Source organism: Bacteroides sp. AM32-11AC (assembly GCF_003603515.1).
In the GTDB taxonomy this organism is placed as follows: domain Bacteria; phylum Bacteroidota; class Bacteroidia; order Bacteroidales; family Bacteroidaceae; genus Bacteroides; species Bacteroides uniformis.
In genome coordinates this window covers 52,692-79,677 of the sequence record NZ_QTNH01000020.1, presented here as the reverse complement: position 1 = coordinate 79,677, position 26,986 = coordinate 52,692, and the positions used below count along the sequence as shown (strand labels likewise).

Annotated in this window: 21 protein-coding genes and 4 pseudogenes; 2 read left to right on the top strand and 23 right to left on the bottom strand. The window is 46.4% G+C overall.

Going from position 1 to position 26,986, the window contains the following annotated elements:
• The 15 genes and pseudogenes from DW800_RS19985 to DW800_RS18300 all read right to left on the bottom strand — a co-directional run.
• Positions 1–978 (bottom strand): annotated as a pseudogene (locus DW800_RS19985) (RHS repeat-associated core domain-containing protein); the annotation flags it as partial.
• 147 nt (positions 979–1,125) lie between these two features.
• Positions 1,126–1,674, bottom strand: a complete 549-nt coding sequence (locus tag DW800_RS18365; RefSeq protein ID WP_005825326.1) for a hypothetical protein — start codon at positions 1,672–1,674, stop codon at positions 1,126–1,128.
• Positions 1,664–3,097, bottom strand: a pseudogene (locus DW800_RS20145) (RHS repeat domain-containing protein); the annotation flags it as partial. The pseudogene DW800_RS20145 and the gene DW800_RS18365, both read right to left, overlap by 11 nt.
• Before the next feature lie 95 nt (positions 3,098–3,192).
• Positions 3,193–3,459 (bottom strand): hypothetical protein, encoded by a 267-nt coding sequence (locus tag DW800_RS18355; RefSeq protein WP_225982726.1) that lies wholly within the window; start codon positions 3,457–3,459, stop codon positions 3,193–3,195.
• A 2-nt stretch (positions 3,460–3,461) separates the two neighbouring features.
• A pseudogene (locus DW800_RS19975) lies at positions 3,462–5,148 on the bottom strand (RHS repeat domain-containing protein); the annotation flags it as partial.
• A gap of 708 nt (positions 5,149–5,856) precedes the next feature.
• Positions 5,857–6,396: pseudogene (locus DW800_RS18340) on the bottom strand (RHS repeat-associated core domain-containing protein); the annotation flags it as partial.
• Positions 6,397–6,458: 62 nt separating this feature from the next.
• Complete coding sequence (locus DW800_RS18335; RefSeq protein WP_225982724.1) at positions 6,459–7,046, bottom strand: hypothetical protein; 588 nt, start codon at positions 7,044–7,046, stop codon at positions 6,459–6,461.
• Complete coding sequence (locus DW800_RS18330; protein WP_243634926.1) at positions 7,043–10,081, bottom strand: DUF6443 domain-containing protein; 3,039 nt, start codon at positions 10,079–10,081, stop codon at positions 7,043–7,045. Before DW800_RS18330 ends, DW800_RS18335 begins: the two co-directional genes overlap by 4 nt.
• Before the next feature lie 14 nt (positions 10,082–10,095).
• The gene (locus tag DW800_RS18325) at positions 10,096–13,356 is read right to left on the bottom strand and encodes a hypothetical protein (RefSeq protein WP_119958253.1); all 3,261 of its coding nucleotides are present in this window, start codon (positions 13,354–13,356) and stop codon (positions 10,096–10,098) included.
• 106 nt (positions 13,357–13,462) lie between these two features.
• Positions 13,463–13,564 (bottom strand): smalltalk protein, encoded by a 102-nt coding sequence (locus tag DW800_RS19750; RefSeq protein WP_005825315.1) that lies wholly within the window; start codon positions 13,562–13,564, stop codon positions 13,463–13,465.
• A 26-nt stretch (positions 13,565–13,590) separates the two neighbouring features.
• Complete coding sequence (locus DW800_RS18320) at positions 13,591–14,031, bottom strand: N-acetylmuramoyl-L-alanine amidase (protein WP_057256718.1); 441 nt, start codon at positions 14,029–14,031, stop codon at positions 13,591–13,593.
• 158 nt (positions 14,032–14,189) lie between these two features.
• Positions 14,190–14,678, bottom strand: coding sequence for an HU family DNA-binding protein (locus DW800_RS18315; RefSeq protein WP_005825310.1), 489 nt, complete (start codon positions 14,676–14,678; stop codon positions 14,190–14,192).
• 186 nt (positions 14,679–14,864) lie between these two features.
• Positions 14,865–15,728, bottom strand: a complete 864-nt coding sequence (locus DW800_RS18310; protein ID WP_005834029.1) for a DUF4373 domain-containing protein — start codon at positions 15,726–15,728, stop codon at positions 14,865–14,867.
• A 47-nt stretch (positions 15,729–15,775) separates the two neighbouring features.
• Complete coding sequence (locus tag DW800_RS18305; protein WP_117704081.1) at positions 15,776–16,090, bottom strand: hypothetical protein; 315 nt, start codon at positions 16,088–16,090, stop codon at positions 15,776–15,778.
• Positions 16,091–16,190: 100 nt separating this feature from the next.
• The gene (locus DW800_RS18300) at positions 16,191–16,334 is read right to left on the bottom strand and encodes a hypothetical protein (protein WP_225982629.1); all 144 of its coding nucleotides are present in this window, start codon (positions 16,332–16,334) and stop codon (positions 16,191–16,193) included.
• A 180-nt stretch (positions 16,335–16,514) separates the two neighbouring features.
• On the opposite strand from DW800_RS18300, the gene DW800_RS18295 reads away from it, so the two are divergent.
• Positions 16,515–17,237 carry a helix-turn-helix domain-containing protein gene (locus DW800_RS18295; RefSeq protein ID WP_005825301.1) on the top strand — a complete coding sequence of 241 codons (723 nt, stop codon included), beginning with the start codon at positions 16,515–16,517 and terminating at the stop codon, positions 17,235–17,237.
• A 155-nt stretch (positions 17,238–17,392) separates the two neighbouring features.
• Positions 17,393–19,339: an ATP-binding protein gene (locus DW800_RS18290; protein WP_119958252.1), complete on the top strand. Its 1,947-nt coding sequence runs from the start codon at positions 17,393–17,395 to the stop codon at positions 19,337–19,339.
• Positions 19,340–19,443: 104 nt separating this feature from the next.
• Here DW800_RS18290 and metK read toward each other — a convergent pair whose 3' ends face one another.
• The 8 genes from metK to DW800_RS18250 form a co-directional block, all read right to left on the bottom strand.
• The gene (gene metK / locus DW800_RS18285; RefSeq protein ID WP_025834620.1) at positions 19,444–20,736 is read right to left on the bottom strand and encodes a methionine adenosyltransferase; all 1,293 of its coding nucleotides are present in this window, start codon (positions 20,734–20,736) and stop codon (positions 19,444–19,446) included.
• Positions 20,737–21,037: 301 nt separating this feature from the next.
• A complete protein-coding gene (gene folK / locus DW800_RS18280; RefSeq protein ID WP_005825297.1) occupies positions 21,038–21,514 on the bottom strand; it encodes a 2-amino-4-hydroxy-6-hydroxymethyldihydropteridine diphosphokinase in 477 nt (158 codons plus the stop codon).
• Positions 21,515–21,516: 2 nt separating this feature from the next.
• Positions 21,517–22,575 carry a tRNA preQ1(34) S-adenosylmethionine ribosyltransferase-isomerase QueA gene (gene queA, locus DW800_RS18275; RefSeq protein WP_005825296.1) on the bottom strand — a complete coding sequence of 353 codons (1,059 nt, stop codon included), beginning with the start codon at positions 22,573–22,575 and terminating at the stop codon, positions 21,517–21,519.
• Between the two features lie 116 nt (positions 22,576–22,691).
• A complete protein-coding gene (gene truB / locus DW800_RS18270) occupies positions 22,692–23,399 on the bottom strand; it encodes a tRNA pseudouridine(55) synthase TruB (protein WP_005825294.1) in 708 nt (235 codons plus the stop codon).
• A gap of 115 nt (positions 23,400–23,514) precedes the next feature.
• Positions 23,515–24,306 (bottom strand): undecaprenyl-diphosphate phosphatase, encoded by a 792-nt coding sequence (locus DW800_RS18265; protein WP_005825291.1) that lies wholly within the window; start codon positions 24,304–24,306, stop codon positions 23,515–23,517.
• Positions 24,307–24,462: 156 nt separating this feature from the next.
• Positions 24,463–24,702, bottom strand: coding sequence for a DUF3098 domain-containing protein (locus tag DW800_RS18260; RefSeq protein ID WP_005833999.1), 240 nt, complete (start codon positions 24,700–24,702; stop codon positions 24,463–24,465).
• 83 nt (positions 24,703–24,785) lie between these two features.
• Positions 24,786–25,661, bottom strand: a complete 876-nt coding sequence (locus DW800_RS18255) for a cell division protein FtsX (protein ID WP_005825286.1) — start codon at positions 25,659–25,661, stop codon at positions 24,786–24,788.
• A gap of 82 nt (positions 25,662–25,743) precedes the next feature.
• Positions 25,744–26,643 carry a class I SAM-dependent methyltransferase gene (locus tag DW800_RS18250; protein ID WP_057089640.1) on the bottom strand — a complete coding sequence of 300 codons (900 nt, stop codon included), beginning with the start codon at positions 26,641–26,643 and terminating at the stop codon, positions 25,744–25,746.
• Between the last annotated feature and the right edge of the window lie 343 nt (positions 26,644–26,986).

Below are 26,986 nucleotides of genomic sequence, written 5' to 3'. Positions count from 1 at the left end.
CAGATTCTGTGTAAACTTGCTTCCACTAATTCCCGTCAGCCAGCCACGGACATTATAGGCATACGTCAGCTTGTTGGTGGCACTTCCGTGCAGGGACTTTGATTGCAGTCTTCCCAAGTTGTCATACGCATAGTCGGCAAGGGTTATCTTGGTGCCGCCTAGCGTATGCTCCACCTTCAAGAGTCTGTCCGCATGGTCGTAGCTGTAAGTATACACTTCCGTGCGGGTTGTTTTTCCGCTTGCCGTGTGGGTATGGGTCACTGTAGCAGGCTTGTTTGTAAAAGTATAGACGGTAGCTGCTACATCATAACCACCCAAAGGATTACTTTGTACAGTCTTCACCACACGGCCCTTGATGTCATAGTAGTATGCGGTATAAATCTTGTTACTACTACCAAGTACCGTTGCCACACTTGCAGTCAAGGCACCTTTTCCATTGCCCGAAGCATCATCAGGGAAATTGCTGTTATTGAAACCTGCTTGCGAACGGAAAGCGTAACTGTCATAGAAGTGCTGCACAAGTACATTCGTTCCAGAAGTGGTCACTTTGTTGGTACAAGTCCCCTGTTCCGTCAGGCGGTTCAGCCCGTCGTACTTGTAGTACGTCCAGTTACCGGATGTAAGGGCACGCTGGTTGCCGTCCTGCGAGAATACCAGGCGGTCGGCATTGTCATACACCATTTCCATATATCCCGCACCGGGAAGCTTCTTCCAGATACAGCGGTTGCGTCCGTCGTATTTGTACTGAAAAGCATACAAGTCGAGATTGGCCGAGCTCTGGTACATAGGCTGGAGTACGAAACAAAGATTACTTTTGTCGTCATACACATAGTAAGTGTCGTGCGTTTCACTGCCTTTCATCTGACGCGTCAATACAACATGTCCCATCTCATCGGTAAAGGTGTAGCTCACGTTCAGGTCTTCATCGGTGGTTTTAATAACCGAAAGCTGACCGGAAAAATTGCGTATAGAAAGCAAAAGGCAGATGATTCACGAAGCCAAACTGAAAAACAAATTCCCTGCTTATATTCAAAAGACATAAGCAGGGAATCATTTAGTTTATTGAATCAGAGATTCGGGGACTTGGGAACAATGGGGGAAGAACATACACTGAAACAGAATATTTTATCTTATCAAGAAACGTCCAAATATAAAATACCATTCTTCAGAAAGTGCATTATTCGTTTTTTGCCAACTTCCTTCAGTGGATAGGAGTATTTTTTTTATTAACTTATCGTAATTATACTTGGAGTTATTATACCCTGCCCTTTTCACAATTTTTATTTCTCTAATTTTAAGTTTTCTGTCAAAAAGAATAGTGTATAAACAAGAGGCATTCTGTTCATCACCATTGTAGTTTTCCCAATAAAGACTATCTTGGTATTTCCTTAATGATTCGTTTCCACCAATATAAGAAATTTCCGTTGAGACTTCTCGCAACCGCTTCCTAAAATAATAAGAAGTATACATTTTAGAAGATCTTGCAGTATCCAATATCAATTCAAAAACTGGTAAGTTGGTCTCAGTATCAAAAAAGATAGTTTTTTCTATCTTCTTTTTATAGGAACTTATATCACTTGAATATATTATACTTTCTTCCACCAACTTATTTTGTCCGTACAATAATGGCGGAAGCATAATAAACATGAAAAATAGTTTTAATTTAATAGTCATATCCTAATCGTTTTGACATTACATCAGCTCTTTTATTGTATATAAAATTATTGACCCCTGGCTGTCCGTGGCTAAACGGTACATTCCTCAAGTATAAAATAACATGCCCAAATTCGTGTGCAATCCCAACTGTTCGATGATTCAAAGTGCCATTCTTATTAATTATGACTTGTACATGGCTATTGGTTGAACTCTTACCGGAAGCTAACCTCTTGTCAGGTACTAATGTCTGACCTAAATTTCCTTGAATATGTTTTCCAAAAGGGACTCCAGCCTTTGAATACTCTTCTTTTTGATGAGCAGGTATTTCGCTATCATCATCGTCATAAGGAGTACCAAAAGTTTCTTCTACAGTCTTCCCATTCATTTTATATGTATTCTTATCAGATAATGACAGTTCTACCATTTTCTCACTATTGGCAATCTCAAATAAGTCTTTCAGAAAGAAATCATTACTACTATTAGCTTGTTTCGCAATGGAAGTTGGATCCAATATACCATTATTGAATTGCATCTTTATGTTACTACCATCCTGCAAACCATTGTAAATAGCTTCAATAGCTGCTGGAGTTACAATAAGCAAGCTATCTCCATTGATGTCAATGGTATTCACTGGATTATTCGCTCCATACTGATACGGAGACAATGAGTGATACTTCTCGGAAAACCTATCATTCGTTGTAAATCTCCCCAGCGCCGCATCATAATGCCGTGCCCCGTAGTCATACCAGTTCAACCCCTTCTTGCCATCATACTCCTTGCCGTTGTACTTGTAAGGCTGCACATTGCCTGAACTTGCAAACACACCACCGAAGGGATAGTAATGGTTCGCTTCCTCTACCGTGCCGCTTTGGTTAATCACAACCCGGTTATTACCCTGATGGTCTTTCAAGTAGTAATGGTACTTGCCGTCGCTCAAAGTAACATAGCCTTCATCGGTCAGCAGCAACTTCTGAACACCGTTCTCATAGACCACGTTTCCGCAATAGTCCGTCGTGGTGGTAGTGCTGCCTGTCTTATGGACAGTTTTCAGCTTTGTGCCGTCGGCTGCATAGGTATAGGTGACGGTGCTGCCGTCACTGAACGTCACCACACTGGGCAAATTTAAGCAATTATACGATATATTGGTAATTCCCTTGTTCAAATCTTTAGTTAAATTCCCGTTGGAATCGTAGTTGTATTCATTCGCCTGCTTCACGCCGTCCTTGAACTCGAAACCGTTGTTGTAAGCAGAAGTCGTAGCGGTATCGTCCACACGATTCAGCAGATTGCCCGTAAGAGTGATCAAGCCGTAGACTGATGCGGAGGTCTGCCCGTAGCACTGCAAAGACAGGATATTGCCGTTTTTGTCGTAACCGGTCACCTTTTCTGTATAGCGGCCTGCGCCGTGGGTGAAAGCAGTCAGACGGTTAAGGCCGTCGTATCAGTATTAGAAAGAAAAAAAGCTATCCTAACATGCAAGATATGAGCTATCTGATGTTAGGATAGTTATTAAAGAGATTAGTCAACTAAGACAGATTATTTCTTATTAATGTTAAGCAACCAATATACAGCCAATGATAAAGCATAAATTGCATATATAACTACTATTTCAGCATAATTGACAAGAGCATGTATTTCATCTAATCTGTCACTCACTACCGGGAAAGTGCCTTTACCACCTAAGGGCAAACAGTCTTCTATGGAATATTTTATCACTAAATAATAATTAAGAATAAAACCTATCCCATAGACAATCATCAACAATGAGAATATCAGAAATACCATTAAAATAACCTTTTTCATAATTACCATTTTGTTCCAGCTCCATGCAAATTAAACTCTTTCTTTATTTCATTATAAGTAATTCTTCTGATACTATGCTCATCCTCTTTAGACATTACTTTCAAACGGTCTCCTAAAGAAGCAGGGGCTTTAGAATCTTTCAAATCCAAATCTTTTTTTACTCCCTCTTGTATACCTTTTATGGAAGTGGTAGCGCAGTTGTTAATAAATAAATTATATTCATCAATAACTTTCGCATTTTCTTTACCTGCATACTTACCTTTTTGAGGTATTTTATTACTATTATCTAATTGCTTATCAAAGTGTTTCGAAACAAGTTCATCTGAACCTTTTGTAAACTCATATCCCACTGCTTCATTAGCAAGCATTTGATCCTGAATAAAGCTAATAGCATCTCTACCCGTCAATTTAATAAGCACTCCTTCTCCTGTAGGCGAAGTATTCCGTGCCGAACTTTTATCTTTTCCCAATTCTCCATATCTACCATAGGTATACACAATTGTATTATCACCATTGCCAACTGTTACAAATGCATGTCCAAAACCTTTTCTTTCGATATAAATTCTTGGCAGTCTCCCGTCTGCATCAATAAATTTGATAGGATTATTCAAACAATACCCATACGGACTCATCGGATAATACTTCTCTGCCAGTGGATCAACTGTCATAAACCTACCCAATGCTGCATCATACATACGTGCTCCATAATCATACCAATTCAACCCCTTCTTGCCATCATACTCCTTCCCGTTGTACTTGTAAGGCTGCACATTGCCTGCACTTGCAAACACCCCTCCAAATGGATAGTAATGGTTCGTCTCCTCTACCGTGCCGCTCTGGTTGATGACTACCCGATTGTTACCCTGATGGTCTTTCAAATAATAATGGTACTTGTTGTCGCTCAAAGTAACATAACCCTCATCAGTCAGTAGCAGCTTCTGAACACCGTTCTCATAGACCACGTTTCCGCAATAGTCCGTCGTGCTGGTAGTGCTGCCTGTCTTATGGACAGTTTTCAGCTTTGTGCCGTCGGCTGCATAAGTATAGGTAATCGTGCTACCATCACTAAAAGTTACTACACTAGGCAAATTTAAACAATTATACGATATATTGGTAATTCCCTTGTTTAAATCTTTAGTTAAATTACCGTTGGAATCGTAGTTGTATTCATTCGCCTGCTTCACGCCGTCCTTGAACTCGAAACCGTTGTTGTAAGCAGATGTGGCTACAGCATCATCTACACGGGTCAACTGATTACCACCGAGGGTGAAAGTCAGGTTATCAATCAGACCATAGGTAGAAGCTCCGGTTTGACCGTAGCGTTGCAGGGTCTTGATGTTGCCGTTCTTGTCATAGGCGGTTACATTCTCACTGAAACGGTCGGTGTTCGCGTTGATGCCGGCTGTTTCGCCGTAGGTCGCGTTCAGCAGCCTGTCCAGCCCGTCGTAGGTGAACTTGTAGCCGCGGACGGTGCTTTCATTCCCTGCCTTCCAAGTCATGCTGCTGATGCTGTTATTGTATTTGGCTGTTGTAAAACAAATTCCGCGTAAGCTTGCTTCCACTGATACCCGTCAGTCAGCTGCAGACATTGTAAGTGTACGACTGCTTGTTCACGGCAGAACCGTGCAACGACTTGCTCTGTAGACGGCCCAGATTGTCATAAGCGTAGGCGGCAAGCGTTACCTTACTCGAATCATCAACCTGATACTTCAAGAATAGTTCACGTTGAACAGGCTGATTATGAGATGTCCGACAAGACAATACCTCTCAAGGTGTCAGGAATACTAAAAAGTCCAAAGATTAGATACAATGCCCCCTAAAAGTTGGATAAAATACTTTTAGGGGGCATCTCAGCAATATTAAAACACATCAGATGAAGAATATCTGCTGCAAATCACTTCGTTACCTTCGTCCATACTTCCTTAACATATATACCAAAACTATAAAATTCATAATAGGGACCAATATATATATCATAGGCAATTCAAAGAATAGAAATAAAAGGAACATTATAAGACCTAAAGCTACTGAATATAAAAAGCATATACCTAAAAATATAATGTTATAGGTATTACTCTTAATAACTATTCCAAGAAATGATATTAATAACAATATGATTGCGGCAATAAAGGTCTCAATGGATTTAAACGATAAAAGCCAAATACTTTGTACAGCCCAAAAAAACGGTATTGTTAATTTTAACATATTCCCTTTTAGTATCATTTATTTCTCCTTATTATGTATCCTAATGGATTGTTCTTTTCTATAGCCTGATATGCCTTACTTGGCAAATAAGGATTTACTTTTACATTGAAAATGTCCCCAGTTTGCCTATTGATTACTCTCATTTTGTTCATTGTTTCTATACCAGCTTTATTTAATGATTTTTGAACTACGATTATTAGCCCCATACTGATACGGAGACATCGAATGATACTTCTCAGCAAATCTGTCATTAGTCGTAAACCTACCCAATGCCGCATCATAATGCCTTGCACCATAATCATACCAGTTCAACCCCTTCTTCGCATCATACTCCTTGCCGTTATACTTGTAAGGCTGCACATTGCCTGAGCTTGCAAACACACCACCGAAGGGATAGTAATGGTTCGCTTCCTCAACAGCACCGCTGGAACTGAGGACTACGCGGTTGTTTCCCTGATGGTCCTGCAGGTAATAGTGGTACTTCTTGTCCGAAAGCGTAACATACCCCTCTTCCGTAAGAAGAAGCCTGCCAACACTGTTTTCATAGACCACATTGCAGCAATACACAGTAGGAACCGGATTGCCCGAACCATCTGCCTCCTTATACATCATGCGCCGCTTGATGCCGTCGGCAGTATAGCCATGCTGTATGAAACCGCCGGAAGCAAAAGTGACGCCCGTTGGCAAATTTAATACATTATATTGAATGCTGCTAATTCCTTCGGTTAAATCTGAAAAAGGCTATCCTAACATGTAAGATATAGGATATCTGATGTTAGGATAGCGATTAAAAATCATTCTATTTGAGATAATCTACTCACATCAGAGCAAGATAACACCTCATATTTATCATTCTTTCTTAATGCAAATATAGATGGAGTTTCATTTTCATAATAAAGCCCTATACTACCGGTATGATGAAAATAGAAGAAGAATTGTTCCTTTGAGTTATATATAAAGTTTCCATAAGGAGCAATTCCTTTCATAATACAATCTAATGCAACAGATAGGTAAGTATCCCAATCATTACAGACACAACAGCCAGAATATCCTTTAGCAATATTCGAATCTTGCAAGATATGCAAATAAGATACCGTTTCTTTAGACAAAAATTGAGGGTCGTAGCAAAATGTATTCTCTTGAATATTCCAAGTATCTATGCAAAAGTCCCACCATGATGGACTAAAGATAGATAATTCATCTACAACTGTACCAAACAAATCACAAAATAGAGATTTCATGTCGTCAATGCTAACTGAATCTTTTTTTATGTATATTTCGATTTTATGCCCTTGAACATCAATACAAGAATCAGAATCAAACTTTACCCAACAGAATGGGAAAGATTCACCTTCTTGCATTTTTAATATCTGTTTTCTCATTTCGAAAGCTCCTTCCATGGGATAAAAATCCCTACATCACTTTTATGTTTATTAATTATGAAATTTCCATACTTATCAGCATCTTTATGCCATTCTAAGCCTTTATTTGTCTCTTTATAAACTTTATAAAAACTACCGCCATGCTTTGTCTGGTCTTTTACCCACCATAGCCCATCTGATTTACTTTTATAAAATAGACCTCTAATGGGATGTTTCATTACTTTAGAGGATCCTTGTTTGGTCAAACTCCATAATCCTCTAATTGTATTCAAATTTGACGTCTTTGCAAAACCAGGCAAAGGAGGGGTTCCCACCATTGGAGCAACACCCGTTATTACTCCATCTGTTCCTACCTTATATGTAAACCGCGTTTGTTCACTATGATAGGTAGAGCCAATATCTAAAAGATAATAACCCACATACCCCCAAAAGCCGGAAATTGGTTCTAAAGCTCTAGTCCCTACTTTTGTCAAAGCATTAGGTACAGAAACAGCCACCTCATCCAAAGCCACAACGTCCTTCTTCGGATCAAATTTATTCCAATCAACGTCCTTTACATCTACAGTATCAGTTCCCAACGGATCAATATAATTCAACGGATTATTTAAACAGTAAGTAAACGGGCTCGTTGAATAATAGTTTTCCGCAGACGGATCCACCGTCGTAAACCTCCCCAGCGCCGCATCATAATGCCTTGCACCGTAGTCATACCAGTTCAACCCTTTCTTCGCATCAAGCTCCTTGCCGTTGTACTTGTAAGGCTGCACATTGCCTGAACTTGCAAACACACCACCGAACGGATAGTAATGGTTCGTCTCCTCTACCGTGCCGCTCTGGTTGATGACTACCCGGTTATTACCCTGATGGTCTTTCAAGTAGTAATGATACTTGCTGTCACTCGAAGTAACATAACCCTCATCAGTCAGCAGCAACTTCTGAACACCGTTCTCATAGACCACGTTTCCGCAATAGTCCGTCGTGGTGGTAGTGCTGCCTGTCTTATGGACAGTTTTCAGCTTTGTGCCGTCGGCACCATAAGTATAGGCAATCGTACTACCGTCACTGAACGTGACCATATTGGGCAAATTTAATACATTATAGGTAATTGTACTAATTCCCTTGTTTAAATCTTTAGTTAAATTTCCGTTGGAATCGTAGGTGTATTCGTTCGCCTGCTTCACGCCGTCCTTGAACTCGAAGCCGCCACCGTAGGCGGAAGCCGCTGCCGCATCGTCCACGCGGTTCAACAGATTGCCGGCGAGGGTGAAAGTCAGGTTGTCAATCAGTCCGTAACCGGAAGCAGCGGTCTGACCGTAGCGTTGCAGGGTCTTGATGTTGCCGTTCTTGTCATAGGCGGTTACATTCTCACTGAAACGGTCGGTGTTCGCGTTGATGCCGGCTGTTTCGCCGTAGGTCGCGTTCAGCAGCCTGTCCAGCCCGTCGTAGGTGAACTTGTAGCCGCGGACGGTGCTTTCATTCCCTGCCTTCCAGGTCATGCTGCTGATGCTGCCGTTGTACCTGGCAGTGCCGTTACCGGTATTGTAGTACAGGTTCTGTGTGAACTTCGTTCCACTGATACCCGTCAGCCAGCCACGGACATTATAGGCATACGTCAGCTTGTTGGTGGCACTTCCGTGCAGGGACTTTGATTGCAGTCTGCCCAAGTTGTCATACGCATAGTCGGCAAGGGTTATCTTGGTGCCGCCTAATGTATGCTCTACTTTCAAGAGTCTGTCCGCATGGTTGTAGCTGTAAGTATACACTTCCGTGCGGGTTGTTTTTCCGCTTGCCGTGTGGGTATGGGTCACTGTAGCAGGCTTGTTTGTAAAAGTATAGACGGTAGCTGCTACATCATAACCACCCAAAGGATTACTTTGCACAGTCTTCACCACACGTCCCTTGATGTCGTAGTAGTGTGCCGTATAAATCTTGTTGCTGCTACCGAGTACCGTTGCCACACTTGCCGTCAGTGCCCCTTTCCCGTTGCCCGAAGCATCATCAGGGAAATTGCTGTTATTGAAACCTGCTTGCGCACGGAAAGCGTAGTTGTCATAGTAATTCCTGATGTGCACAGTGGTGCCCGAAGTAGTCACTTTGTTGGTGCATACACCTTGCTCCGTCAGACGGTTCAAGCCGTCGTACTTGTAGTACGTCCAGTTACCGGATGTAAGGGCACGCTGGTTGCCGTCCTGCGAGAATACCAGACGGTCGGCATTGTCATACACCATTTCCATATATCCCGCACCGGGAAGCTTCTTCCAGATACAACGGTTACGTCCGTCGTATTTGTACTGGAAGGCATACTGGTCGAGATTGGCCGAGCTCTGGTACATAGGCTGGAGCACGAAACAAAGATTGCTTTTGTCGTCATACACATAGTAAGTGTCGTGCGTTTCGCTGCCCTTCATCTGACGGGACAATACAACATGTCCCATCTTGTCGGTGAAGGTGTAGCTCACGTTCAGGTCTTCATCGGTGGTCTTGACGACCGAAAGCTGGCCGGAAGCATAGCTGCCGTTGCTCGTCAGTGCGCCTGCACTGCTTACGCTATAGTTGATGCAGTTCAACTGCGCGTTAGCCGTACTGTTGGCCAGATAGTCCGTATTGACGGAATGCCCGCCATGCCATGCGGCTCCCGGTCCGTATTCCTTGACGGTACGGTTCAGCGGAGAAGCCTCGTACACCGGCTGGCCGTAAGGACGCGAGTCGTTGCCATAGTTGCCGGGCGCACTGCTCTTGAAAGAAGCAGGCGCCACATACTCGGCAGACGAGACTATCGGCAGCCAGGAATTCGCGGCACGTCCTGCAACGTCATACTCCTGCAACGTCACCAGATTGCTGCTGCTTGCCGTCACCTTCTTCAATACCGTCTGGAACGGACGTCCCAGGCCATCAAAATACTCCACCTTGTCCAGATATTTACCTCCCGTTTCATCCAGCATGCTACGGGTACGCACATAATTATGGCTGGCATCCTGCGCCGCTGTTGTCAATGCATAACACAACAACGCCATAAACATATATTTTCGTTTCATACAGTTCTTTCGTTTCATTGGGGTTTGTAATTATACTGATATTCATTCACTACCTTTCCATTATGCTCCTTAACCTGGAACAAGCGGTTGAAGTCATCATAGGTAAAGGTCGCTTTCTCTTTATTCGGTTCTACAATTTCCGTAACACCCACAAGCGGGCGATAGAGATAGGTAGTAACCAAAGCATTGTCGTTGGCAAGCCCGTTTCGCACTGTGTTCAGGACAGCTGTAATAGACGCAGTATTCGCATTGGCCGGCAGTTGGCTGATGCTCGCCGACGAGATTTTCTCTACAGCCTCATACGTCTTTCCTTCTATCTTGGCCACCGGATAAAGATTGTTATAGGCCCATAGGAAGCTCACCGGCAAATTGTTGCGTATATAACCCAGCAGCCGGCCTCTCGAAGTGTACTTGCCAAACCAAATATCCTGCACATAGGCTCCCGCATAATCGGCCAGCGTCTTGGGAGTAGTAGAGTTGAATCTCAACGTACGTTTGGGCAATATCATATTAAGCGTATCTTTATATTCCGTCTTCGACGCATTCACCACTTTGCCGGCAGAGAGTTCGACATGTTCTATAGGCATACCCACCATATATTTCCCTTTCATCTTGACGGAAACGGCATCTGTAAAGCTGTTTGCATATTTAAACTGCTTTTCTTTCTCCACCCCATGCTTGTTACTCTTTAAAGAAGAAAGTACCCCATAATCAGTATAGGCATATCTCTCTTCGTCCACTATATTGCCTTCAGCGCGATAGTCGGTAGTCACTTTCTTGCTGAGATAGTACGATTGTGCCCACAGATTGTAAGGCTGCATGGTACGGGTAGGATAGGAATAATCCGGATTGAAATAATAGTTGCGTATTTTCGGTGCCCAAACCTCTTCCGAAGAAGAAGGTGAGTAGGTGTACTCCTCTCTCTTCAGCAGTTTATGATTTTTATCCCTATATTCTACCGACGAAAGTTTACCGTTCTCATAGTCAGGCACCGTAGGAATACCGGCCAGGTATATATCAGTAACCTCATCCGGAACGTTATGGTATCTGTAAGTGGTATATCCCTGAGTATCCATGTCGCCATATGATTCACTGACCGCCGTATATCCCACAAGGTTTCCTCTGGAAAGATTCGTCAAAGGGATATAAGGAGCAGATTGAATCAGTTCATAGTAAGCATTCATCCAGTTTCCTGCCCAACTTTGCATTTGTTCTACATAGACCGGTGCGTTGAATACCGGCTTCACCATCAGCTTTGCATCCTGATATTCAAACTTACGCCAACTCTGGTTACCGTTGCCGTCCGTATTCGTGATGGACTTGATGCGCAGCCCGGCACCCAGGTAATCCTTATCCAAGGGAGCATTCGTTTTGCCTACTATCTCTACCGAAATATTGATAGGATACTCCAACCTTACATTCTGCACTGCCAATGTCACACGATACGTACCTCTGTCCAGTTGCTTTTCAGTGTCATCAGGCCAGGGCTCCATCACATCATAATCGGGAGAAGAGAACAAGGTTCTATAACCATTACCCTCTTTCTTTTCGAGTTGTGTTGTGTAAGTAAGCGACGAAGCAAGATGTTCACTGGGATGAGGTTCGTCATGTCTTCTGCGGATGATAATCTTGGGATTGGCATCGTCCACTTCAAAAGGCTCGCCAATATACATAAGGACAGGAGCTCCGGGTGCTACGGGCGGCATACCGTTGTCTACCAGGTTAAGGGTTCCTTCGCGCAAGGGGGGCATCATAGGCAAAGTTTCAAAACGATGTCCTTCATACTCAAAGGTAGTTGTGCCACCCGTAGGATAGGTGATAGTGCGCAGCGTCCCTATCTTGCACAACGCCTCATTGAATGAACGGTCCATACCTTCTTTAAACAAGCTCGTCTTACTGCTCGGCTTTATCGACTCCGACCAATAAATGCTGGGGCTAATCTTTAAAGAAGCAGTCATTGGTGACGCACCGTTGTAGAATCCCCAGGCATCTACAGACAGAGAGCGTTTGGGCGGCAATTTCCCCATATTGTAATCCATGGTATATACATTGTTCTTCTTCGAACCAGCCACATCATATACCTTCGACAATAACAAACGGTCATCATAACCATTGGTAGTGGCAGCCATTCCGCTAAGCAGATATTTATACTCCAGCATGGTGGTCTTGATAAGGTTACCGGCAGTATCACTCACCTTGATACTCGACAGCTTCTGTACCTTTTTTCCGGTTTCCGCACTCTCTATATCCTCACGATCAGTTGTACCGAATTCTACTTTACCCCCTTCAAAAGTAATAGCCGACAATGTCCATTGCTCTATCTTGGAGTATGAGTAATTGTAGTTGAACTTATTGGTGAAATACTGCGGAGATTGTGAAGACAATTGGCCATTCACTATTTTAGACAAAGATATAACGTCTTCTGTAGTAGAAATGGGAGTAAAAATACTTTCTTTTTTGTAACTAAACGTAATCTTTCCACCGTTGGGAGATGTCACAGAGTCAAGCATCCAGGCTGTTACAATCTGCGGTTCGTTATAGTATGGAAATATATGACTTCTAGTTATATCTGTTTGAAAAAAATCAATGGTATTTAAGAAATAGTATGTGATTTCTTTTGTCGAGAAGGAATAGACATATCCTTCCAAGTCCGTCATGGTCCATGTTTTGTTACTTGTATTGTATACCATCTTTACCACTTTTTCTTGTGTTTGGATGGTAGGGACGGCATTCAGTTGTCGGTTGTTCTTCAATACGTCGAAATACATGGAGCCCGAATGTCCGCCTGCATTGAAGTAAAACATATCAGGTTCGGCATCATAGTCACCTTTGAAATAACCCATATACTTCTCCAAATTCTGGTCGGTCACTTCAAATCTGGGATTGGTCAGCCACGGAGCATCAGTAAGGTTATAGCACCCACGTGCTGCAAAGTCGTCCGTACCCTGCACTTGTCTGACGACGCACCCTCCTGCCTGGAGGGTCCATCCAAGGCCGATCCAAGTAGCTTCTTGTGCAACACGTGTTCCGTCCGTATGGTACGATAGTGCAATGGGGAACTTCTTTCCGTCAAGGTCAATCTCGTAGATCGGGATAGTCAGATTGGCTTGCCCCACATAATTGTCGGTAGGTATCATGCCGAAAGTTCCCAATGAAGCTGCATTGGGAGATACCGGAACAATCCGGAAGTTGGTTTCAGGATGGCCATCCTGCGAATACATAACCGTTGCCTTCAGTAAAAGGAACAGTAATAAAAACAAGGATATTCTTTTCATGATAAATCGTTGTTATTAGAAAAATTATTCAATATGTTTTGCGGGATAAGGGATGGGGGAGCTGTTTTCCAAGCCTCTCCCATTCCCTTGCTGGCTTTTCAGCCTCCTACAGTGGCATCGCCTGCACGCCCAGCACACTGGCTATGGTGGCAATGATGGTACCCACAATTTTCAAGATATCTTTCCAGGTTTCTTTGCTTATTTTCATAATTCCATGTTTTAAAGATGATTGTTCTAAAATTCTTTACTTACCTCGAAGCACGGACACTGCTTCACCCACTCCCACGGCTCCACCTTCCCGTCACCGTCCAAATCGGGACTGAGGTCGCGGTGGCCGCATACACGGGCGTTCCGGAACTGTTGTAGCAGCTGGTGCACCAGCAGGTGCAGGGCCGAACGCTGCTCCGGCGTACGGGTATCCTTCGGATTTCCCCGGGCATCCAGTCCGCCTTCGTAGCAGATGCCTATCGAATACTTGTTGTGACCGCGACAATGCGCACCGGGCAGTTCCAGGGAACGGGTTCCGAGCACGGTACCGTCTCTCCGGATATAGTAGTGATAGCCCGTCGTGCGGAAGCCGCGACGGCGGTGCTCTGTCTCCAGAGCTTCGGGAGTGAGCGCATGGCCCTCCCGCGTGGCGCTGCAATGCACCACGATGTAGTTGATTTTTCGCATAAGATTAGTTAGTGATTAATGATTGAAGATTAGTAATTTATGATTTGACGATTTACGATGTACGATTACTTTTCGTATCATAAATGCCTGCATAGGCGCGGTTATTTAGCAGTACGAATTTCAATCGTACATCGTAAATCGTCAAATCGTAAATGGCCTTATCCCAACGGATTTTCACCTTGGTCACCGTCGTTACCGCCCGAGCCACCGTCGTTGCCGCCCGAACCTGCCGTGTCCTGAAGGTCGAAGCGCACGCACTTCACCCCGGTCACCAGCGAACGGGTAGACACCGTATGGTCCAGATTACGCTTGGAGGTGGGCAGAAAACGCACTCGTAGTGTGGACTGGGTAGCCGACACCTTCAGAGGGTCTTCCACACCGTTCATGGTGGACTTCATCGTAAGGCGGAAAGTACCCAGACCGTCCAGCGTCACGCTCTCGGAAGACTGCAGGTGGCGAGTCATCACGGTCACCAGGTTGTCGATGACATTCTTCGAGTCACCCGTAGAGAGGGAAGACAACTCCGCAATCTCCTTAGCCACCTGCTCGGTGTCCACATTCCCCGTCAGCACCACGCGGGGATAGAAAAGCTTCTTGCCCTCTTTGTTGGCAAGAACCGACTGAAATGATTTGTAAATTACTGGCATAGTAGTTTTGTTTTAAAAATTAATAGTTTGTCTTGAAATTCAAGGATTCGTTTTTTTCAAATGAAACAACATTGTTTTATTTTCGTGTATTAAGCTTAACCACATTGCAAAGATAATGCTATCCGGAAAAGTGTGCAAATTAAAAAAACCGTTTTTCTTCATGAATTTATTCACAAATCGAAAACTTTACTTACAACACAGGCTCAGCAGGTATCGCCCCGGTTGCCGTATCTTGCCATGACTCTCGCGCAAGGCATAGAAGCCCTTCCACAAAGGGTGGCCGATAGCACCGAAATTACTTTTGAGGATAATGGCATACTGCTCTTGCGGAGGAATATGGAACTGCTTCAGATTGAAAAGCAACCCGTCCAGGTTGCGGTCCGTGCCATCCTGCGGCGGTTGCAGTTGCTCTATTTTCCGAAGATATTCCCCCTCCGCGGATGGCACATCCGCGCCCTCAGTGCCCCCAGTTCCGGGGGAACTATGGAGGAGGGGATTTTCTTTGCTGTGTTGTGATGTGCTATGCTCTGCTGTGCTATATGTACCCGATGTCGCATTTTCGGGCTTAAATGCTGCACTTTCGGCAGCGGACGGCACGCTTCCATTGGCAGACGGCACTCTCCCGGCGGCAGTCGGCGCGGCCTCGTCATCGCTCTGAGAATCATCCACCAGACAATAACGTGTGTCTATGGCGGAAGATTTCCGGCGCTTGGTACTGAACAGATACTGCCGCTGTATCTCGGCAGAAGTCAGGATGGCGTATTTGCCGAAAAGGGCGGCATTGAAAATGCCGTACTCCACAGCCAGGGCAAGAATGCGCTTCACGTCGGCAGCCGTCTTTTCATAGAGGCAGGCGGAAAGGTCTTCGTAGAAAAGCTCGTCGGCACACACGTAATAGCCTTCGTCGGCATAAATGCAGGAGAGGGCGCCCAGCAGAATGGCAAAGGAGCCGTCACCCTCACGTTTCATGATGCGGCGCACCAGACGGTCGTGCATGAAGTCTGTGTTCAAGGGGAAATAGTCAAGTCCCCGTTTTTTGATTCTGGACATGGTTTGATAATTAGGGGTTAGTGATTAGGGGGAGAGAGCGGCTTGTATCATTCTATATCACCTGCTTCGCATAGGCGTTTCCGCTTGCGGAGCACGCTTTCGCGCACTACCTTCAAAGCATTCAGAATAAGATACATACGAAGAGTACAGTCCGAAATTTCAGTGATGACCGGATAACGGAGGGGATTGCCTGCAGGAAGTGAGCGGCGGTAGCGGGCGTTGCTCATCGCCCTACGGCATTCCTTGCAATAATTGTCGGGGGCAAGCGTACGCTTGTCTACATAAAAAGAATCAACGGGCAGTTCTCTGTGGCAACATCCACAGAAACGAACATTTTTTTCAATAATCTGTTCCATAACCATTTTTTGTTAAAAATTAGTACAATAATATTTTTTCGGCACGCCCCTGCCAAAGATGCTTGTAGGGGCTGTTTGCTGGAAGTATATATCCAGCGTATTCTATCTATACATCCAGCGCGTTGCATCTATACTTCCAACGCACCTCATCTATACATCCGGCAAGGCGGATGCCCATTTTTTCAAATTCGTAAGTATTTTTGCTAAATTCGGATGCTTCCGGATAAAAGACCAGATGTGTATTTTCCATAAATCCCTCCCTTTTATTTGCATTTATAAAACATGATATGTATTTTTGTCCCAACAAAGATAATGCTGTTTTCATTTATAAAACAAACAAATCGGGAATTAAATTCTTAAATAAGACGTAAGACAGTATAAATGAGGAGATAATAGTTTCTGAATAATTTACACGTAAAAACTGAAGAATATGGCGAATGACAAAGACCCGGTATTTTGTGCGGCAGACATCATAAAACGTGCCAAACTGGCGAAAGAATTCAAGACAGACAGCGAACTTGCCGCCTTTCTGGGTATATCACGCTCCACACTGAGCAACTGGAACGCCCGCAACAGCATCGACTTCCCCCTGCTGCTGGGCAGCCTGGACGACGTGGACTACAACTGGCTGCTGACGGGAAAGGGCTCGCCTGCACATCATTCAAAATTCTGTGACAATGACTTGGTACAAGGTGAAGTGGAAATACTTCACACACCGAAAACAGCCGACCCTATGGACGACCGTAGCGTGACCCTCTATGACATCTCTGCCGCCGCCAACCTGAAGACACTGCTGGCTGACCGCCCGCAGTACGCCTTGGGGCGGATTGTAATTCCCAATATCCCTGTGTGCGACGGTGCCGTCTACGTCTCGGGCGACTCGATGTATCCCATCCTCAAGTCCGGCGACATCGTAGGCTTTAAGTCCATCCGCGACTTCACCGACGTCATCTACGGTGAAATGTATCTCGTCTCCTTCGAACGGGGCGGCGACGAATACCTGGCAGTGAAATACGTCAACCACTCGGAACGGCCGGACTGCATCCGTCTGGTGAGCTACAACAACCACCACGACCCCATGGACCTGCCGCTGGCGGCAGTCAATGCAATGGCCATCGTGAAGTTCTCGATAAGGAAGAATATGATGATGTAGAGGGCGGCATTATCACCGGAAATTTCGTAAGAAAGCTCCTGGCAAGGATCATTCAACAAGCAAACAGAGAAATTATACAAAAAAAGCTTGTAATTTATTCTTTTATCTTATTTTTGCGATGCCATAGGCATAATAATAAGTATCCGGAAAAAAACATGCTTATTCCATCCAATAGAACAAAGAGGAAGTGCATTCTTTCAAGGTTATGTTTTTTAGTGCTTTCAGTATGGGTGTCCCTACCTTCCGCAGCACAGAACAATCCCTACAAGATAGATGATGCACTCTACCCCATCTACCAGCGGGCCGCCAAGCAGGCACGCCAGCAAGAGGGGTTGCTGGTGGCCGACACTTTGTATCAACAAGCCCTGAAACTCGGTGACAAAAAAGCACAATGCCTGGCATACATCATCCCCCTGCAGTTCTATATATCCCAAAAAGATGATAGCAAAATAGAAAAGGCATCCACTGACCTGAAAGAGATTTCACGTGCCAATAACTATCTGCAATATTATTATCACGCTTGGAGCAGCGAAATCATCTACTTCCTGAACCAACAACGCTCATTGCTCGCCTTGCAGAAAGCGGAAAAAATGAAAAAGCAAGCTTTTGCCGACAGATACCCTTACGGTATCTTCAGCTGTATCCGAACCATGGGCCATATCTACAAATCACGCGGAAACTTCGACCTCTCCACCCAATACTATCAGGAAGCCTTGGACTATATGCTGAAGAATATGCCCGACCAAGATCCCAGCCAACTATACTCAAGCCTTGCCGAATATTACCGTAACACCCAAAAAGATTACGCCACCGCACTGGACTATTGCGAAAAAGCCTTGAAGAGCGCCAAAACAGAACGGAACACAGCCCAAGCCATGATAGAGAAATGCCTGGTACTATTCCGGCAGGGACGTATAGATGAATTCAACGACTGCTATAAAGAAGCCGTACAAATGGCGGACCGTTGCAAGCTCTCTGCCAGCGTTTCCCTACTGATAGCCCACATCAGCAAGAACATACTGGACAAACAGTATGAGCAGGCCCATGCCCACGCTGACCAATTGTCCGAGGAAGGCTTGCAACAACATGCCTACATTTACGAATGCGCCAAAGACTATCCCAATGCCATCAAATATCTGAAAAAATACCACCAGCAGTTGGATTCGACGAACAATCTCCTGCAACTGTCGGACATCGCCGAACTGAACACCCAGATAGGCGCCGAACGTCTGAAAATGGAAAACATACAGGCCACCTCGCGCTACCGCATCACTCTTTTCAGCATTGTCACCGGCTTTTTACTGTTATCCCTGCTTTTCCTGATACTCTACCTCCACCGCAAACGTAAAGTCAACCTCGAACTATGCCACAAGAACGAGGAACTTTCCGAAGCGCGCGACCAAGCCGAAGCAGCCAACAAGGCAAAGAGCATCTTCCTGCAGAACATGAGTCACGAAATACGGACACCGCTCAACTCTATCGTGGGCTTCTCACAACTCATCACTTCCCCCGACGCGAACCTTTCCCAAGAGGAAAGGCAGGATTTCTGCCATCTCATACAGCACAATTCCGACCTCCTCCTTACACTGGTGGGGGACATCCTCAGCGCAGCCGAGTTGGAAAGCAACAGATACACCATGAAGATAGCGCCGCACAGTTGCAACAAGCTCTGCCGGGAAGCCATAACCACCGTTGAACACCGCAAGCCCGAAGGCGTGAAGCTCTACTACACCTCCGAAGTGGACGACTGCTACGAACTGATTACCGACGGACAACGCGTGTGCCAGATACTCATCAACTTCCTTACCAATGCAGAGAAACACACCACACAAGGCGAAATCCGCCTGCACTGCTCTCTCACAGAGAATCCCGGATACGTCACCTTCTCCGTCACCGATACCGGTACCGGCATTCCCCCGGAATACTCGGAAACCATCTTCGAACGTTTTGAAAAGGCCGACAACTTCGGGCAAGGCACCGGCCTGGGACTCAATATCTGCCGCCTCATCGCCGAACGGCTGAAAGGGAAAGTGCTGCTGGACAAGGAGTACAAGGAGGGGGCAAGGTTCGTGTTTGTACTGCCGGTGAAAAAATCCATTTGAAGAGCAAGACCAAAACAACAAAGGCCGCCTCTTCTGCATCCTCCGAAACATCGGTATCTGCAGAAGGGCAGCCTTCTATATAAATAGCCGTAAAGCTATGCTGATTATAAACCGAATGCGGCTTTCACCTTGTCCACATAGTCCAGCTTCTCCCAGGTGAAGAGTTCCACTTCAATGTCCTTGTTGCCTTCGTAGCGGCTCTTGAAATGCTTGACGATGGTCTGCGGCTCGCGGCCCATGTGTCCGTAGGCGGCAGTCTCCTGATAGATGGGGTTGCGCAGTTTCAGGCGGTCTTCTATTGCCTTGGGGCGAAGGTCGAACAGCTCGTCAATCTTACGGGCAATCTCACCGTCGCTCATATTGACGTGGCTGCGGCCATAAGTATCTACGAAAATATTGATGGGGCGTGCCACACCGATGGCGTAACTTACCTGCACCAGCATTTCGTCGGCAACGCCGGCAGCTACCAGATTCTTGGCAATGTGGCGGGCTGCATAAGCTGCGCTGCGGTCTACCTTAGAGGGGTCCTTTCCGGAGAAAGCGCCGCCGCCATGGGCACCCTTGCCGCCGTAGGTATCTACGATAATCTTGCGTCCCGTCAGCCCGGTGTCACCGTGAGGACCACCGATTACGAACTTACCCGTGGGGTTGACGTGGTATGTGATATGGTCGTTGAACAGTGCCAGCACCTTTTCATGATGGATGGAAGCAATGACACGCGGCATCAGAATCTCGATTACATCCCGGCGGATTTGGGCGAGCATTTCCTCGTCGGCCTTCAGCTGGGCGGCATCACTGTCGTCGGCAGGCTGGACGAAGTCGTCGTGCTGGGTGGAGACTACGATGGTGTCGATGCGTACGGGTGTGCCGTTGTCATCATATTCGATGGTCACCTGGCTCTTGGCGTCGGGACGGAGGTAGGTCATCACCTTGCCTTCGCGACGGACATCCGCCAGCACTTGCAGGATGCGGTGTGCAAGGTCCAGTGAAAGCGGCATGTAATTCTCCGTTTCGTTGGTGGCGTAGCCGAACATCATTCCCTGGTCTCCGGCACCTTGTTCCATGGGGTCCTGTCGCTCCACGCCGCGGTTAATGTCGGGGCTCTGCTCGTGGATGGCGCTCAGCACGCCGCACGAATTGCTCTCGAACATATACTCGCCTTTGGTATAGCCGATTTTCTTGATTACTTCGCGTGCGATGAGAGGCATGTCAACGTACGCTTTGGTTTTCACTTCTCCAGCCAGCACTACCTGACCGGTAGTAACCAGAGTTTCGCAAGCTACTTTCGAACTGGGGTCGTAGGCCAACAGTTTGTCAAGCACAGCGTCCGATATTTGATCGGCCACTTTGTCGGGGTGTCCTTCAGACACCGATTCGGATGTGAATAAATATCCCATTTCAGTTGAGAATTGATAGTTGATAATTGATAATTCAACGAATGGCGGAAGGAGGTGTGTGGAGTAGATGCATCCGGCACACAAACGTGCCGTCAGAAAAGGATGTGTTTTAGCATTTTTTTCTGTGGTTGCAAGCTACTCAAATCTCTCCACATATCGTTTTTCGGGGGCAAAGATAGTGCAAACCGAACGCAGAACAAAATGAACTTGTTCATTTTTTATGCTGAAGTGCAGCCTATCTTCGCTTTTCGGAGGCAAAGATAAAAAAGAAATCTTGTATCTGCGCTACAGATAGCAGAGATTAACACTGATTTTGCAACAATTCCCCGATTGTCTTTCCCAATACCGGATGCACCACGCCTGAAGCAATCTCCGCCAACGGCTCCATCACGAAACGGCGTTCCTGCATCAGCGGATGAGGAAGTTTCAGTTCGGGAGTATCCAGCAAAACGGGAGTACCGTCATCGGCAAAACAGAGCAACAGGTCGATGTCTATCACACGGTCGCTATACACTGCATTGACAGACTTATGCGTACGCCCCATCTCCCGCTCGATTTCCTGCGTCGTTTGCAACACCTCCAAAGGTGCCAAAGCAGTGTCTACGCAGAGTGCGGCATTCAGAAAAGTATTATCGGAAGAAAAGCCCCACGGAGCAGTAGCATAAAAAGCAGATAGGGAAATCACTTCACCTATCTGCTTTCTTATCTTTTGGACGGCCATGCGGAGGTTCTGCTCCTTATCGCCGAGATTGGTACCAAGACTGAAATAAACAACCATAATTACCGGTCTGTAATCAGCATCGCATCTCCATACGTACCAAAGCGGTACTCTTCCTTCAATGCCACATTGTATGCCTCCATCACCTGCTCGTAACCGCCGAAAGCGGCAACAATCATCAGCAGGGTACTGAGCGGCATGTGGAAGTTGGATATCATGGCATTGGCCACGGTAAAGTCGTACGGCGGGAAGATGAACTTGTTGGTCCAACCCTCGTATTCCTTCAAATGTCCGTCGGTGCTGACGGTGCTCTCGATGGCACGCATCACGGTGGTACCTACGGCACAGACTTGGCGGTTCAGGTCTTTGGCATGGTTCACAATCCGCACGGCTTCCTCGTTCACAATCATCTGCTCGGAGTCTGTCTTGTGCTTGGTGAGGTCTTCCACATCAATGTCGCGGAAGTTACCCAAGCCGGCATGCAGGGTGATGTAGGCAAAGTCAATACCCTTGATTTCCATACGCTTCATCAGCTCGCGGCTGAAGTGCAGGCTGGCGGTAGGCGCCGTAACAGCTCCTTCGTTGCGTGCAAAAATAGACTGGAAACGTTCGGCATCGTCCGGCTCTACGGGACGGTTGATGATGCTGTGGGGCAGCGGCGTTTCGCCCAGCGCATAGAGCGCCTTCTTGAACTCATCGTGCGGACCGTCGTAAAGGAAACGAAGCGTACGCCCGCGCGAAGTGGTGTTGTCGATAACCTCAGCCACCATGGAGTCGTCGTCACCGAAGTAGAGCTTATTGCCGATACGTATTTTACGGGCAGGGTCCACCAGTACATCCCACAACCGGAGCTCTTCGTTCAACTCACGCAACAAGAACACTTCAATACGCGCACCGGTCTTTTCCTTGTTACCGTACAAGCGGGCAGGGAAAACCTTGGTGTCGTTGAAGATAAACACATCTTTGTCATCAAAATAGTCCAGAACATCCTTGAACATCTTGTGCTCAATCTCACCCGTCTTACGGTGCAACACCAACAGACGTGACTCGTCTCTGTACTTCGTGGGGTGCAAAGCTATCTTCTCTTCGGGAAGCTTGAATTTGAATTGCGACAGTTTCATAATTAGTTATGAGTTATAAGTTATTTATTATTTATATCAGTCTGTTTTAGTCATAAGAGGGTATGAGTTATCCGGCAGTATACTACACTTCATAGCAAATAACTCATAACTTATAACTAAATATCTATCTCCTGCGCCTCTATCCACTCTTTAAAATCGAGGGGATTGAGGCAGTCTGCCAGCCGGACGTCGCCTACGCGGGTACGCTCCAGGGCGGTGAGGTGAGCGCCGCTCTGCAGGGCTTCGCCGATGTCACGTGCCAGGGCGCGGATATAGGTTCCTTTGCTGCATACTACGCGTACCTTTATCCACGGTTCGGCAATATCCAGCCCGTCGTCCAGCAGCTCTATCTCGTCGATGACGAGCAACTTGGGTTTCAGCTCTACCTCCTCTCCCTTGCGGGCAAGGTCGTAGGCACGTTTCCCGTTCACCATACATGCCGAGAAGGCGGGAGGCACTTGCTGTATCTCGCCGATGAACTTCTTCAGCGTCTCCTCCACCAGTCCGCGGGTGATGTGTTCCGTGGGATAGGTAGCATCTATCTCATGTTCCAGATCGTAAGAGGGAGTGGTGGCGCCCAACCGGATGGTGGCGACGTACTCCTTCGTGTGATACTGGAATTCCTCAATCCGTTTCGTGGCCTTGCCCGTACAGACTATCATCACCCCCGTAGCAAGCGGGTCGAGGGTACCGGCATGGCCTACTTTCAACTTCTTCTCCTTTATCCGCCGGCAGATGTGGTAACGCGCATGTCCCACAACCTTGAACGATGTCCATCCCAGCGGTTTATTGAAATAGAGGACTTCTCCTTCTTTAAAATTCATTGGCCTCTCCCCTAACCCCTCCCCGGTAGGGAGGGGGATAAAATGGTACAACTTAATATTTTTCTCTTATTGATTTCCGGAGTAATCAGTCTTTCCCCCACACAAGGAGGGGACTTTAGCTTAATATGAGCGTTATGACACCGGCTATCGCGCAATAGATGGCAAAATAAATCAGCTTGCCCTTCTTCACAATATTTATCATCCACTTGCAGGCCAGGCAGCCCGAAACAAAAGCAGCCAGAAAACCTACCACCAGCGAAAGTGTCGGAATATCCCCTGCAACCGCCTCACCTTTCATCATCTTCATTCCATCCAGCAGTGCCTCGCCCAGGATGGGAGGCATCACCATCAGGAAAGAGAACTGTGCCAGCTTCGCCTTGTTGTCGCCCAGCAACAGACCGGTTGCAATGGTGCTGCCCGAACGGGAAAGCCCCGGAAGCACCGCGCATGCTTGTGCCAGACCGATGATAAAGGCATCCTTCATGCTGATGTTCTCCTTCTGCTTCGGCTTATAATAATAGGAGAAAGACAGCAGCAGAGCTGTCAGCAGCAGGCAGCAGCCCACAACGACCAGTCCCGAACCGAAAATGGCCTCTACTTCGTCCTTGAAAAATACCCCCACAATGCCGATAGGTATCATGGATACCAGTATATTGATGACGTAACGTGTCTCCTCGTTCATCTGCCACTTGAACAGTCCCTTGAAAATCCAGTCAATCTCTTTCCAGAGTATCACCAGCGTACTGAACACCGTAGCCACATGTACCACTATCGTAAAAGCAAGATTCTCCTCTCCCTCAATACCGAACAATGCCGAACCGATGGCGAGGTGTCCGCTACTGCTCACCGGCAGATATTCGGTCAGTCCTTGAATAAGCCCAAGGATAAGCGCTTCAAACCATTCCAATTTGTTTAAGTTTTTAAGTTCTTGAGTTGCCGGAGGGGCTGTCCGGAAGCTCTGTTACTACTTTCTTTCTGATTATTTTTCAGACGCAGATAACGCAGATGACGCGGATTTCTAATATTCCAATCTGCGTCATCTGTGTAATCCGCGTCTGAAAGTTTACTCCTCTGCACGACAGCTTTTAGGCTTGCGCAGCACGGCATATATCATGAACACAAACCCCAGCAGGCAAACTACCGGAGCCACCTTGATGCGTCTCACACTAAAAATGTCCGGCTCAAAGGTCGTCGGGGTAGACACGGGGCCGGTCATCAGAAGAAAACCAATGATAACCACCGCCATTCCGATGCCAAGCAGGATAAAATTGGTCTTATCAAAAGCGAATTTCTCTTTACTCATCTATACATTTACTATTTTACTATTTACAATTTACTATTTGGAGGCTGCGATAACAGTGCTTTCTCTCTATGCACTTCAAGGCGTTAAATATAATACAGTGTGCTTGCCTTCATCCTCAGATATTTGTTGATGGAAAGCAAAGCGCACAGCCACGTAATAAGTACACCGAACACCAGCACGGCACCCGACACCAGCACCATCACCTCGGGCGTAATCACCTTGACCAACTCCGGTTCGTAGGACACCAGCCAATAGGCGGCTCCCCACAGAATGCTGTCGGCTATGAAAGCGGCCAGCACACCTATCCAGAAATTGCGCCGCAGAAACGGACGACGGATGAATGCCCAGCTTGCCCCCACCAGCTTCATGGTGTGGATAAGGAAACGCTTGGAATATATAGCCAGACGGATGGTGTTGTTTATCAGCGCAAAGGAGATAAACGTCAGTATCACAGCCAGCCCCAGCAGCATCAAGCTGATATTCCTTATATTATCGTTCACGGCATCTATCAAGTCTTTCTGGTAGAGCACTTCCTGGATATTGGTATTCTTTTTAATCAGTTTCTCTATTTTGGCGATGCTGTCCGAATTGGCATAGTCGGAATGCAGCTTGATTTCGATGGAGGCAGTGAAAGGATTGTAGCCGAGGAACTCTTGCGGGTCCGTACCCATCGCCTCAGTCTGCTCGCGGAGTGCCTGCTTCTTGGAAATGTATTCCGTCTGCTTCACAAAAGCCTCCTTGTCCAGCCTCTTCTGAAGCTTCAGGATGTCGCTCTCCTTCATGTCGTCACTGACAAGCACGGAGAAACTGATGTTCTCCTTGACGTACACGGAAAGATTATGAGCCGCGAGCACAAAGAATACAACCAGCCCCAACAGCAGTAACACCAGCGTCGTACTGATGCTGGACGTAATGAACTGCATGTCAAAATAGGATACCGAGTTATTCTTTGCTTTCATTATATCAATTATAAGTTACGAGTTACAAGCTACAAGTTATGTAAATCAGTCGCTATTAATCATTAATCCCTAATCTCTTTTCTCACCCTTTCTTCCTGAACACGTAAATCATGGAACTGCTGCGTTCCTTCTTCACCAACGCGCTGAACCAGGCCAGTGTACCGGTCACCATTCCCCGCAGGAAAGTACACGAGTGCCTCATGTGCTTTTCTGTCAGCATGGAGACGTAGAAGGCATCGAACGGCATGGGATGCCGCTCTGCCATGATGAAACCATGCTTGGAACCGAATTGCTGGATGGTGCCCGGTGTGAAGTGCCACAAATGGCGGGGCACATCGTAGGCAGCCCAGTAAGCCCCGTATTTCTTTGCGTCGAAGGAGGAGCAGTTGGGCACAGCTACAATCAGCACCCCCTTTTCAGTCAGCAGGGAGTGCAGGGTTTCCCACGTTTCGTTGAGGGGTTCCAGATGTTCCATGACATGCCATAGGGTGATGACGTCGAAACTGCCCGGTGCAAAATCTTTCAATGCCGTATGGGGTTTCACATCCAGATTGAAGTGTTCTTTGGCAAAGGCACGCGCCTGCGCACTCTTTTCCACAGCTTCCACCTGCCAGCCGCGACGCTGCATGGCATCGGCAAAGTAACCGGTCCCCGTACCCAAATCCAGCAGGCGGCCCTCCTTGCGGTGTGCTTCACGGAACACAAGGCGTGCCTTGCGTCCCAGCATATAGTTGCGCACCCAGTGGTACACGGAGTTCATCGCCCCCTTGCGGGTATCGGTATGTGAAATGTAATCAGGAGTTTCGTAGTAACGACCGATTTCAGCCTCCACGGGAAAGTCTTGCGTGAAAAGGAAACCGCAATCCCGGCAGCGGCACAAGTGGAACATTTCGCCCGAGGCATAATGGTCTACACATGTCAGGGCACGCTCCAAATGCGTTCCACCACATAACGGACAAGCTTTTATAGTGAGTTTATTCATCGAACGTTCTGCCAATAAGGAAGTGCAGCCCGAATGAAACAGACCACACCATACCTAAATTTGGTGCAAAATAACAAATAAAAAGTGATTTATAGGGTTTCCATTAAGGAGATTTAAGAAAACAAACACTTGCTCCGGCCAGCCGGCGGAACGAATGACCAACTGTTCGATATTAAGCGGACAACTGTCCGATAATGAACAGTTTTCGAAAGCATTTATTCATTGATTATCAACAACTTAAATATTTGGCATGGGAATTGACTATAATTAGGCGAAGGCGTTTGAGAAAAAGATTAGTTGGAATGCAACCTTTTAATCGGGAACAACGTCTAAAAGAAACAGA